At 56.3% G+C, this 12,333-nt stretch carries 8 protein-coding genes; 3 read left to right on the top strand and 5 right to left on the bottom strand.

The features are described 5' to 3' along the window. Positions 1–25: 25 nt before the first annotated feature. Both uvrA and uvrB read right to left on the bottom strand, forming a co-directional pair. A complete protein-coding gene (gene uvrA, locus KNP81_RS01690) occupies positions 26–2,899 on the bottom strand; it encodes an excinuclease ABC subunit UvrA (RefSeq protein WP_214717756.1) in 2,874 nt (957 codons plus the stop codon). After that, the gene (gene uvrB / locus KNP81_RS01695; protein WP_251130222.1) at positions 2,900–4,876 is read right to left on the bottom strand and encodes an excinuclease ABC subunit UvrB; all 1,977 of its coding nucleotides are present in this window, start codon (positions 4,874–4,876) and stop codon (positions 2,900–2,902) included. Positions 4,877–4,990: 114 nt separating this feature from the next. Here uvrB and KNP81_RS01700 point away from each other — a divergent pair, with 114 nt between their 5' ends. From KNP81_RS01700 to glpK, 3 genes are all read left to right on the top strand, one after another. After that, complete coding sequence (locus KNP81_RS01700) at positions 4,991–5,875, top strand: sulfite exporter TauE/SafE family protein (RefSeq protein WP_214717758.1); 885 nt, start codon at positions 4,991–4,993, stop codon at positions 5,873–5,875. 101 nt (positions 5,876–5,976) lie between these two features. After that, positions 5,977–6,684 carry an MIP/aquaporin family protein gene (locus KNP81_RS01705; protein ID WP_029334585.1) on the top strand — a complete coding sequence of 236 codons (708 nt, stop codon included), beginning with the start codon at positions 5,977–5,979 and terminating at the stop codon, positions 6,682–6,684. Positions 6,685–6,714: 30 nt separating this feature from the next. After that, on the top strand, positions 6,715–8,232 hold the full coding sequence (glpK, locus tag KNP81_RS01710; RefSeq protein ID WP_058764147.1) for a glycerol kinase GlpK: 1,518 nt from the start codon (positions 6,715–6,717) through the stop codon (positions 8,230–8,232). A 41-nt stretch (positions 8,233–8,273) separates the two neighbouring features. Here glpK and KNP81_RS01715 read toward each other — a convergent pair whose 3' ends face one another. The 3 genes from KNP81_RS01715 to KNP81_RS01725 form a co-directional block, all read right to left on the bottom strand. Beyond that, positions 8,274–9,410 carry a PDZ domain-containing protein gene (locus tag KNP81_RS01715; protein WP_214717760.1) on the bottom strand — a complete coding sequence of 379 codons (1,137 nt, stop codon included), beginning with the start codon at positions 9,408–9,410 and terminating at the stop codon, positions 8,274–8,276. Between the two features lie 40 nt (positions 9,411–9,450). Continuing rightward, on the bottom strand, positions 9,451–10,854 hold the full coding sequence (locus KNP81_RS01720) for a S41 family peptidase (protein ID WP_214717769.1): 1,404 nt from the start codon (positions 10,852–10,854) through the stop codon (positions 9,451–9,453). Between the two features lie 98 nt (positions 10,855–10,952). Next, positions 10,953–12,326, bottom strand: coding sequence for a murein hydrolase activator EnvC family protein (locus KNP81_RS01725; protein WP_214717770.1), 1,374 nt, complete (start codon positions 12,324–12,326; stop codon positions 10,953–10,955). Positions 12,327–12,333: the final 7 nt, after the last annotated feature.

The following is a 12,333-nucleotide window of genomic DNA, read 5'->3' on the forward strand; positions in this document are numbered from 1 at the left end:
TCCCGTTTCTCATCATTTCTATACCTTACTTCCGTTTTCCTGCTTTTGGTTTCGCTCGGGCCGAATCCCGTTCTAACACCGGCTTCAAATACTTGCCCGTATACGAGGCTGCCACTTCAGCGACTTCTTCCGGAGTCCCGGTCGCGACGATTGTACCGCCACCGTCGCCGCCCTCAGGTCCGAGGTCAATCAAGTAGTCGGCCGATTTGATGACGTCGAGGTTATGCTCGATGACGAGTACCGTGTCCCCGTTCTCGACGAGGCGTTGCAGCACTTTCAACAACCGGGCGATATCATCGACATGAAGTCCCGTCGTCGGCTCGTCCAAAATATAAATCGTCTTGCCGGTCGAACGTTTATGGAGCTCAGAGGCGAGCTTGACGCGCTGTGCTTCCCCGCCCGACAGTTCCGTCGCCGGTTGGCCGAGTTTCATATAGCCGAGACCGACGTCATAAATCGTCTGAATCTTGCGCTTGATTTTCGGAATCTTATCAAAGAAGTCGAGCCCTTCCTCGATCGTCATATCGAGCACGTCGGCAATCGTCTTGCCTTTATATTTCACTTCAAGCGTCTCACGATTATAGCGTTTCCCGTGACACACTTCACACGGCACGTAGACGTCCGGCAAGAAGTGCATCTCGATTTTGATGATTCCGTCCCCGCGACACGCCTCACAGCGGCCACCCTTGACGTTGAAACTGAAGCGGCCCTTCTTGTAGCCGCGCATCTTCGCCTCGTTCGTCGAGGCGAACACGTCGCGGATGTCATCGAACACGCCGGTATATGTCGCCGGGTTCGATCGCGGCGTCCGTCCAATCGGTGACTGGTCGATATCGATGACTTTGTCGATATGGTCGAGCCCTTCAATCTTCTTATGCTTCCCTGGCTTCGCTTTGGCCCGGTTGATGTGATGGGCGAGCGATTTATACAGAATCTCATTGATGAGCGTCGACTTCCCGGAACCGGACACACCGGTGACAGCGATGAACATACCGAGCGGGATCGAGACGTCGACCCCTTTCAAGTTGTTCTCTTCCGCCTTCAAGATCTTCAAGAAGCGTTCATCCGGCACTTTGCGTTCGGCCGGGAGCGGGATGAACTTCTTGCCTGACAAATATTGGCCCGTCAGTGAGTTTTTGTTTTTCATGAGTTGCTTCGGTGTGCCGGCGGCGATGACTTGACCCCCGTGCTCCCCGGCGCCCGGTCCGATGTCGATCAAATAATCGGCCTCCATCATCGTGTCCTCGTCGTGTTCGACGACGATGAGCGTGTTGCCGATATCACGCATCTGTTTGAGCGTCGCAATCAAGCGATCGTTGTCCCGTTGATGCAACCCGATTGACGGTTCATCGAGGACGTAGAGCACGCCCGTGAGTCGCGAACCGATTTGCGTCGCGAGACGAATCCGTTGCGCTTCTCCGCCCGATAACGTCCCAGCGGCGCGTGACAACGTCAAATAGTCGAGACCGACGTTGTTCAAGAAGCTGAGCCGCTCGCAAATTTCTTGCAAGATGAGACGGGCGATGGCGATATCTTTCTCGCTCAGTTCCGACATGATCGAATCGAACAGGTCGATGGCGTTGACGACCGACAAGTTCGTCACTTGGCCGATATGGTGGCCCGTGATTTTGACGGCGAGCGTTTCTTCCTTCAACCGATAGCCGCTACATGTCGGACAGGCGTGTGTCGCCATGTACGTCTCCATCTGTTCACGGATATAGTCCGACGTCGTCTCTTTATAGCGGCGCTCGATGTTACGGAGCACCCCTTCGAAGAAGATCGTGTTCGTCCGGACTTGTCCGAAATCGTTCTCGTAACGGAACAAGAACGACTCTTCATCCGTTCCGTGCAAGACGAGGTCTTGGTCCCGCTTGGACAGGCGTTCGAACGGCACATCCATGTCGATGTCGAAGTGTTTACACATCGAGGCGAGCAGTTGCGGATAATACTGCGAACTCGTCGGCTGCCAGGCGACGATTGCGCCTTCCTTCAGCGTCTTCGATGGGTCTGGGATGACGAGTTCCGGGTCGACGTCGAGTTTCGTACCGAGCCCGTCACACGTCGGACAGGCGCCGAACGGTGAGTTGAACGAGAACATGCGCGGCTCAAGTTCGCCAATCGAGAACCCACAAATCGGACAAGCGTGATGCTCGCTGAACAGGAGCTCGGTGCCGTCCATCTTATCGATGATGGCCCGACCGTCGGCAAGGCGAAGCGCCGTCTCGAGCGAGTCGGCAAGACGGCCTTCGACGTCGGCGCGGACGACGAGACGGTCGACGACGACTTCGATGGAATGTTTCTTATTCTTATCGAGTTCGATCTCATCTGTCAGTTCAATCGTCTCGCCGTTGACACGGACGCGGACGAACCCTTCCTTTTTGAGCGAGTCGAACACTTTGACGTGCGTCCCTTTGCGGCCCGAGACGATGGGCGCCAGGATTTGCAGGCGCGTCTTCTCCGGCAGCTCCATCACTTGGTCGACCATCTGCGAGATGGTCTGACTCGAGATTTCGATACCGTGACGCGGACAGACCGGCTTCCCGATACGGGCGAACAAAAGACGTAAGTAGTCATAGATTTCCGTCACCGTCCCGACGGTCGAGCGCGGGTTACGGCTCGTCGTCTTCTGGTCGATCGAGATGGCCGGGCTCAGCCCTTCAATCGTATCGACGTCCGGCTTGTCCATCTGTCCGAGGAACTGGCGGGCGTAGGCCGATAGACTCTCGACGTAACGGCGTTGCCCCTCGGCGTAGATGGTGTCGAACGCAAGTGACGACTTCCCGGAACCGGACAAGCCCGTCAAGACGACGAGCTGGTCCCGTGGAATATCGATATCAATGTTTTTCAAGTTGTTGACGCGCGCCCCTTTGATGACGATCGCATTTTTCTTTTCAGCCATTTAATTCCCTACCTTCAACTCCAAGATTAAGTCACGCAATTCGGCCGCCCGTTCGAACTGGAGGTCGCGGGCCGCTTGTTTCATTTCTTCTTCTAGCTTGGCGATGGCTTCCTCACGTTCAGCCGGTTTCATCGAGCTGAGTGATTCGAGCACATCCTCCTCGGCGTCGACCGTCGCGCGGATGACGCCACGTACTTCTTTGCGGATCGTCTGCGGCGTGATGCCGTGTTCTTCATTATAAGCCTGTTGAATCGAGCGACGACGGTCGGTCTCTTCAATCGCACGCGTCATCGAATCGGTCATCTTATCAGCGAACAAGATGACGTGCCCGTTCGAGTTCCGGGCAGCCCGCCCAATCGTCTGAATGAGCGACCGGTCTGAACGGAGGAATCCTTCCTTGTCGGCGTCGAGAATCGTGACGAGACTCACTTCCGGGATGTCTAGTCCTTCCCGCAGCAAGTTGATTCCGACGAGGACGTCGTATTTCCCGAGACGCAGGTCACGGATGATTTCAATCCGCTCGAGCGTCTTGATTTCCGAGTGCATATAGTTGACCTTGATGCCCGCTTCCCGTAGATAGTCCGACAAGTCCTCGGCCATCTTTTTCGTGAGCGTCGTCACGAGGACGCGTTCGTCCTGTTTGATGCGGTCGCGAATCTGATCCATCAAGTAGTCGATTTGTCCTTTGATCGGATGAATCTCGATCGTCGGGTCGAGCAGTCCCGTCGGCCGGATAATCTGTTCGATCATGTGCGGAGTGTGTTCGAGCTCAAACGGACCTGGTGTCGCCGAGATAAAGATTGCTTGCGACAACTTCTTCTCGAACTCGTCGAACTTGAGTGGACGGTTATCTTTAGCTGAAGGCAGGCGGAAACCGTGGTCGACGAGCACTTGTTTCCGGGCCTGGTCCCCGTTATACATGCCGCGCACTTGCGGCAACGTCACGTGCGACTCATCGGCGATGAGCAAGAAGTCTTTCGGGAAGTAGTCGATGAGCGTGTACGGTGTCGCACCGGCCTCCGTCAAGTTCAAATGACGCGAATAGTTCTCGATGCCTGAACAGTAGCCCATCTCACGCATCATCTCGAGGTCATAGTTCGTCCGCTGTTCGAGACGCTGAGCTTCAAGCAGTTTGCCTTCCTCGCGGAACTTCGCGAGTTGTTCCTCGAGCTCGGCCTCGATGTTGACGATCGCTTTTTGCAGCTTCTCGTCACGGGTGACGAAGTGGGACGCCGGGAAGATCGAGACGTGCTCGCGGTCGGCGATAATCTCACCGGTGAGCGGGTCCATCTCGCGGATGCGGTCGATTTCGTCACCGAAAAACTCGACGCGCAAGCACTGTTCGTCGCGTGACGCCGGGAAAATCTCGACGACATCGCCGCGGACACGGAACCGGCCGCGCTGGAAATCGATATCGTTCCGTTCATATTGGATGTCAATCAGTTTGCGGAGCATCTGGTCGCGCCCCATCTCTTTCCCGACACGGAGACTCAAGACGAGACTGTTATATTCTTCCGGGTTACCGAGACCGTAAATACAGGAGACGGAAGCGACGATGATGACGTCGTCGCGCTCGAACAAGGCCGATGTCGCCGAGTGGCGGAGTTTATCGATTTCATCGTTAATCGAGGCGTCTTTCTCGATGAACGTGTCGGTCGACGGCACGTACGCCTCCGGCTGATAGTAGTCATAATAACTGACGAAATATTCGACGGCATTGTTCGGGAAGAACTCTTTGAACTCGGAGTAGAGCTGTCCGGCGAGCGTCTTGTTGTGGGCCAAGACGAGCGTCGGCTTCTTCACTTCTTGGATGACGTTTGATACGGTGAACGTCTTCCCTGTACCGGTCGCCCCGAGCAACGTCTGATATCGGTCGCCGCGATTGATTCCTTCGACGAGCTGACGAATCGCTTCCGGTTGGTCGCCGGCCGGCTTATATTCTGATTGTAAGTCAAACGGAACGCTAATCTTATCCATGTATATTCCTCGCTTTCTGTACCTTGCATAGTACCTTGATTATATCACATACACGAACAAATATTCGCTTCTGACATGCTTCCCAAATCGTTCCGCTTTTCGTTATCATGGAGAGTGAATCTAAACAGAAACGAGTTGGTCGTCATGTGGTCGCTTCTCTTTATCCCGCTCGGTGCCATTGTCGGCGCCTTGTCCGGATTTTTCGGCATCGGCGGCGGTGTCATCATCGTCCCGGTGCTGCTCTTTAGTGGATACTCGGCGGCCGAGGCCGTCGCTACGTCGCTCTTGTTCGTCGTCGGGACGAGCCTGTCCGGCGCCAAGAAACATACATCGCTCGGCAACGTGTCCTGGTCGACAGGCATCACGGTCGGTTTGGCCGGTGCCGTCACGGCGCAACTGTCTAGCCGGCTCGTCCTCTCGATCTCGGGGACATACGACTGGTTGCTTAACCTATTTTATCTGGCTATCCTATCTTATTTTGCCGTTACGCTATTAAAGAAAACATCGAAACCGCAGAAGCCGAAAAAATCATCGCTCGTCGCGGCTCTCGTCCTCGGGATGATGGCCGGACTGTTGTCGGCTCTGCTCGGCATCGGTGGCGGCTTCATCATCGTCCCGCTCCTCGTCAGTTGGCTCGACTTCTCGACGCATCGCGGGGTCGGGACGAGCCTGGCCGCCGTCCTGTTCATCTCGCTTGGCGGACTCGTCGGCTATCTCCCGTCGCTGTCGCTCGACTATATGACACCGCTCGCGTTGGTCGTCGGGGCGTTCATCGGGGCCCCACTCGGCGCTTCGCTCACGAATCGTTATCACGATAAAGAGATTTCCACCCGGCTCGCCTGGTTGTATGTGGCCGTCATCGTCTCGATTGCGCTCGAGCTCGGTGCCGCCCTCTACGCGCCGCTTGCATACGTCAGTTTGGCGATCCTGCTCGCTTTTCTTGTCGGGATTGGACTCGACTTCAGACGGCGTATTGTCAATCAAAACCACTTTTCATAAGAAAAGTGGATTTTTTTGCATATTCAGTTTTGAAACGCTTACATTTGGGGCATATAATGAAGTGGTAAGCCAAATTTAATATGGAAGGAAGGGAGTATCACATGTCAGCATTCGTCAGCGAAATTATTGGTACAATGCTACTCATTTTGCTCGGTAACGGTGTCGTCGCCGGCGTCGTCCTCCGTCATTCGAAAGCGGAGAACGCAGGTTGGGTCGTCATCACGTTCGGTTGGGGCTTCGCCGTTATGATCGGGGTATACGCAGCCGGAATTTATGGAGGGGCGCACTTGAACCCTGCCGTCACGGTCGGGCTCGCGACAGCAGGCTCATTCCCTTGGGCTGATGTGCCAGCCTACATCTTGGCACAGTTTATCGGGGCGTTCATCGGGGCCGTCCTCGTGTTCGTGCACTACAAACCGCACTATGATGTGACCGACGATCCAGGTGCCAAACTGGCCACCTTCTCGACCGCACCAGGGATTCGTAGCACGCCGTTCAACTTGATCGGGGAAATCATTGGTACGTTCGTTCTCGTCTTCGGAATTTTGTCATTCGGGGCCAACACGTTCACGGACGGCTTGAATCCGCTCATCGTCGGTTTCCTCGTCGTCTCAATCGGTCTCTCACTTGGTGGTACAACGGGATATGCCATCAACCCGGCACGTGACCTCGGGCCGCGGATTGCGCATGCGATTCTTCCAATCAAAGGCAAAGGGACGTCGGACTGGGGCTATTCATGGATTCCGGTCGTCGGACCAATCATCGGGGCGGTCATCGCCGCATTGGTTTACGGCATTCTTGTCCCATAATCTTTCTAATTTCTAAGGAGGCACTCTCATATGGAGAAAGAAAAACGTTATATCTTAGCACTTGACCAAGGAACGACAAGCTCACGGGCCATCATCTTCGACCATGACGGGAAAATCGTCACAGTCGCGCAACGTGAGTTCAAACAATACTTCCCGAAACCGGGCTGGGTCGAGCATAACGCCAACGAGATTTGGGGTTCTGTCCTCGCCGTCATGGCCGAGGCGTTCGGGTCGGCTGATATCGATCCAAAAGAGATCGCGGCCATCGGAATCACTAACCAACGGGAAACGGCCGTCGTCTGGGAGAAGTCGACAGGACGCCCAGTCTATAACGCGGTCGTCTGGCAATCGCGGCAAACGGCTGGCATCTGTGACGAGCTGAACGCGGCCGGACACGGTGACTTATTCCGCGACAAGACAGGCCTCTTGATTGACGCCTACTTCTCAGGAACGAAAGTCAAATGGATTCTCGACAACGTCGAAGGTGCGCGCGAGAAAGCGGAAGCCGGCGACCTCCTCTTCGGGACAATCGACACATGGCTCATCTGGAAACTGTCAGGCGGTCACGCCCACGTCACGGATTACTCGAACGCCTCACGGACGCTCATGTACAACATCTATGAACAGAAGTGGGACGATGAGCTCCTCGAGATTTTGACAGTACCAAAATCGATGCTCCCAGAAGTCAAACCGTCGAGTGAAGTATATGCCAACACAATCCCGTACCACTTCTTCGGATTCGAAGTACCAATTGCCGGTGCGGCCGGTGACCAACAGGCTGCCCTCTTCGGTCAAGCTTGCTTCGAGTCTGGCGAAGGGAAAAATACGTACGGGACAGGTTGCTTCATGCTCATGAACACGGGCGAAGAAGCCGTTAAATCGGACCACGGGTTGCTCACGACAATCGCTTGGGGTTACGGCGGCAAAGTCGAATACGCGCTCGAAGGATCAATCTTCGTCGCTGGTTCAGCCATCCAATGGCTTCGTGACGGACTCCGCATGCTCAAGTCGGCGAAAGATACGGAACAGTACGCTAACCGTGTCGAAACGACTGACGGCGTCTACGTCGTCCCTGCCTTCGTCGGTCTCGGTGCGCCGTATTGGAACTCGGACGTCCGCGGTGCCATCTTCGGCCTCACACGCGGTACGGAGAAAGAACACTTCGTCCGGGCGACGCTCGAGTCACTCGCTTATCAGACGCGCGACGTCTTGACGGCGATGGAACAAGATTCTGGCATCGAGTTGAAGACACTCCGCGTCGATGGTGGTGCGGTCAACAACAACTTCCTCATGCAGTTCCAAGCGGATATCTTGAACGTGCCGGTCGAACGTCCGGAAGTGAGCGAGACGACGGCCCTCGGTGCCGCCTACCTCGCTGGACTCGCCGTCGGGTTCTGGAAAGACCAAGCTGAGATTAAACAGCAGTGGAAACTCGACCACCAGTTCGAACCGAACATGGACGAGGCACACCGCGAAAATCTGTATAAAGGCTGGCAACACGCCGTCGAAGCGACGATGGGCTTTAAACCGTCGAAACTTGAACTTTAATCGAACGCACGAAAGGGAGCATCCGCCAAGGATGCTCCCTTTTATAATTTCCTTAACCGCAGACGCGGACTCGCCGGCTCCGCGACGAACAAGATGCCGAGCTCGTGCGGGTCGGTCTCATACATCGCCCGTTGCACGAATCGGATGTCTCCGTTCAAATTGAGCACTTCGAGCTTGATGTATGGCTTATGGAGCTGGAGCGCCTCATAGAAGCTGCTCCCGCCCGTGATGACCGTGCCGTTCACTTTATAGATTGACTCGCCCGGGATGAGTTGCATCGATTCACCCGGCGAGCCTGGGAGCGTGTCGATGATGACCGCGCCCCGGTTGCCGTTGATGAACACCGGTGTCGTCCCGCGGTTCTCCCGCTTGATCATTTGAAGCGCTAGCTCATACAAGACGAACACGACGAGCAATCCATAGGCCGCATACGGCACGTCGGTGACGTACGACACCCCGAACAAACCGAGGGCGACGAGCGCAAGCAGGCCGCGATACAGGCTCAGGCGACCGAGGAGCGTCCCTGGCAAGGCTCCGGTCGATAACAGACTGACCCCGATTGGAATCGGCAAGATGACCGGCACCGGCATGTCAAGACCGAACGACGGTGGCAAAAAGACGACGAGCGGGAAAAACCAAAGCCGTTTGACGACGTGTCCGCCGATGAACTGGCCACGTTTGGACAAGATGAGCGTCGGTGATGTCTCAATCGACCCGTTCCAACGTAACAAAATCGCTTCCGCCAATGTGACGACGCCGAACACGAGCGCATAGACCGGCCACTCGACCTCGGATAGCCGGTCCATCCAGCCCGAGACGGCGCCATAGTCGACGACGTCACGCAGCGCGACCGCCGTCAGCATGAAGAGGAACGGGAACGCCGGGCTGCTGAAACGTGGGTGCATCGTCAAGACGATGAGCGCATACAGCACGCTGAACGTCACGAGCCATTCCCAGTTGACGGTCGTCTCGAGCAAAATCAATGCGGCTGAACCGATGACGGCGAGCAACAGGCTCGGCCATACAAAATGGCGCCAGTCCGACTTCGGCGAACGTCGCCGTGAGCGGAACATGCCCCGCTCCCGTTTGATGCGCGTCATGGATATGTAAGCGAGGGCGACGAGCGTCGCCCAGAGTAGCGGACTACCGATCAAGGTCAACAAAGCAGTAAAACTCATTCGTAGAACGTCCACACTTGTCCAATCCTTTCCCTAATCCTTATTTTGCAGCTTCTTCGAGCGCTCGGTTCAATTGGGCATCGTTCGCCTCATCTTGAATCACCTCGAGTAAGCGTGACTCGAGCGCCGACGCCGTCGCCTCATTGACGACCCCGTCTTCCGGCAAATTGTTGGCGGCTTGAAAGTCGCTGACGGCACGGGCCATCGTGTCACCGTAATATCCCGGCTGTCCGCCCGGATCATAGCCGATGCCCGACAAGACCGTATGCAGGTTCGACACCGCCTCACCGTAGTCGCCGACTTTGAGCGAGTCCGTGTCGGCGAGGATGCGGTTCACTCCGAAATAATCCGGTTGATTGACCTCGACGTCCGGCTCGATGCCTTTCTCGTTAATCCAATTGCCGTCCGGCGTGAGCCATTTGCTCGTCGTCAGCTTCAAGTTGCTGCCGTCCTCTAAATCGAACGCCGTCTGGACGACCCCTTTTCCGAACGTCTTGTTGCCGATAATCGTGGCACCGGCCCCTTCTTTGAGCGCCCCGGCCAAAATCTCAGATGCCGACGCCGATCCTTCGTCCGTCAAGACGAACAAGTCGTACGGCTTCGCTTCTCGGGCGCGGCCGCTCTGCGACTCGCGTTCCCCGTCCGCGTTCTCAATTTGGACGACCGGTTTATTCGTCGGGACGAACCCTTCGGTCATCTCGATGACGGCCGGAAGCAAGCCACCCGGGTTCCCGCGCACGTCGATGATAAGGCTATCGATGTCTTCTGACTCGAGCGTCTCAAGCTGCTCCAAAAACTCATCGGCCGTCGGCTCAGAGAACTGGGTCACCTCGATATAGCCGATTTTCTTGCCGTCCTGTTCTTTCACTTCTGAATAGACGGTCTCGATCGGAATCGTATCGCGTGTAATCTCATAGTCGGCCTCTTGGCCGCCGCGACGGATCGTGAGCGTGACGACGGTCCCTTTCTCGCCACGGATGAGTTGGACCGCCTCTTCGACGGCCATCCCTTCAATCGATTCCCCGTCGACCGACGTGATGACGTCTCCGGCCCGAAGGCCCGCCTCTTCGGCTGGTGCGCCTTTGATTGGAGCGACGATTAAAATGTCTTCTCCTTTCTTCTCCAAAGTCGCGCCGATTCCTTCAAAGCTCGACTCGATCGAGTCAGTGAACTGTGACGTCTCTTCGGCGTCGAGGAAGTCCGAGTACGGGTCGTCGAGCGCTCCCGTCATCCCGTCGAGGGCACCGGTCAACAAGTCTTCTTCCGAGATATCCTTTAACGAATGCGTCTCAATCAATTGTCGGACTTGGTCGACTTTGTCCCAGCCTTCCGCTTTCGGTTGAAGCGGTAACGCTGTATCGGTGAACGCCATCGTCGCGAGCCCAGCACCGGCACCGGCGACGAACGTGGCACCGGCTAGTAATCCTGCGGTTGTATTTTTCACGGGTAGTCCCTCATTTCTCTTTGTCAGTCTTTCATCCAGTATAGCAAAAAGTTCAGAAAAACGGACGTGTTCCAGAAATTTGGAACACGTCCGTCTCATCAGTAACCGATGTATGGACCCGGGTCGACCGCATTCGGTTGCCCTGGCGCCCATTGTCCGCGATGTAATTCGAAGTGGAGATGCGGGCCTGTCGACCAGCCCGTGCTGCCGAGCGTACCGACGGTCTGTCCGGCTCCGACCGTTTGCCCTGACGTGACCGTAATCGCGTCGAGATGGGCATAGACGGTCGTCCATACTTCCCCGCCGACGATATGGGACACGAAGACGACCTTGCCGTAACCGGTCGCCGGGGCCGCCTTGATGACGATGCCTGGTGCCGACGCGACAATCGGTGTCCCGGTCGCATTGACGAGATCGATGCCACGGTGCGACTCCGCCACGCCCGTGAGCGGGTTTTGACGAGGGCCGAACGGGCTCGACACGTAGCCGGAGACCGGCCGCACGAACGAGGTCGTCGGTCCCGTCACGTTCGTCGGGGTTTCCGCAAGTGGTGGTGTTGTTGGAGCAGGCGCTGGGGCAGCTGGCGCTTTGTCGTCTGCCCGCTTGTCCGCTTCCGCTTTGGCATCAGCCCGTGCTCTCGCCTCTGCCTCGGCTTTTGCCTGCGCTTCTGCTTGTGCCTTGGCCTTCGCTTCGGCCTCGGCGCGGGCGGCGGCTTCCCGCTCCGCTTGGGCGATCGCATCGAGTTGACCGGCGATGATGCGGCTCTGCTCACTCATGAGCGCCTGTTCTTCTTCACGGCTCATCTTCTCGAGCTCGAGCAGTTCGACTTGTTCGTTCAGTTCTGACAACAAATCCCGCTTTTGTTCGGCGGCGACGTCGAGCGCTTGTTTCGTCACGACTAGTTCCCGCTCTTTCTGTTTAAGGAACGAAAGCTGGGTCCGCTGCCGTGCTTCGAGCGCTTCGAGCCGCTCGACTTCACTCATGTAGCTATGTATGAGGTCCCGATCCTGATCGGCGATCGTCTGCGCGGTCAATAACCGTGTCACGAAGTCTCCGAATGAACGGGACTCGAAGACGACTTGAAGATAGGACTGGTCCTCATGTACTTGAAGCACACGAAGACGCTCACTAAGGAGCGCCTTCTGGCTTTCGAGGTACTGCCCTTGGGCAGTGAGTTGATCACGGGTTTCCTCGAGCTCGGTGCGCGCCGCGTCCGCTTCTTCCTGTTGGACGGCGATCTGTTCACTTAAGCCTTCGAGACGTTCATTGACGGCGCGGATTTCTGTCGTTACCGCGTCACGTTCCGCCTCGGTGACTTCGAGCTCGGCGTCCGTCTCGTCTTGCGCTTTCTTGGATTCCTCCAATTGATTGGATAAACGATCTTGTCGTGCTTTCAGCGTGTCTTTCTCCGTCGCCCATACAGGCGAGGCAAGTAGCGTCAAACTTAATCCAAGCGCAAGCGAACGTTTCATCCGCCAA

It is taken from the genome of Exiguobacterium sp. s149, from assembly GCF_018618395.1.
Classification (GTDB): domain Bacteria; phylum Bacillota; class Bacilli; order Exiguobacteriales; family Exiguobacteriaceae; genus Exiguobacterium; species Exiguobacterium chiriqhucha.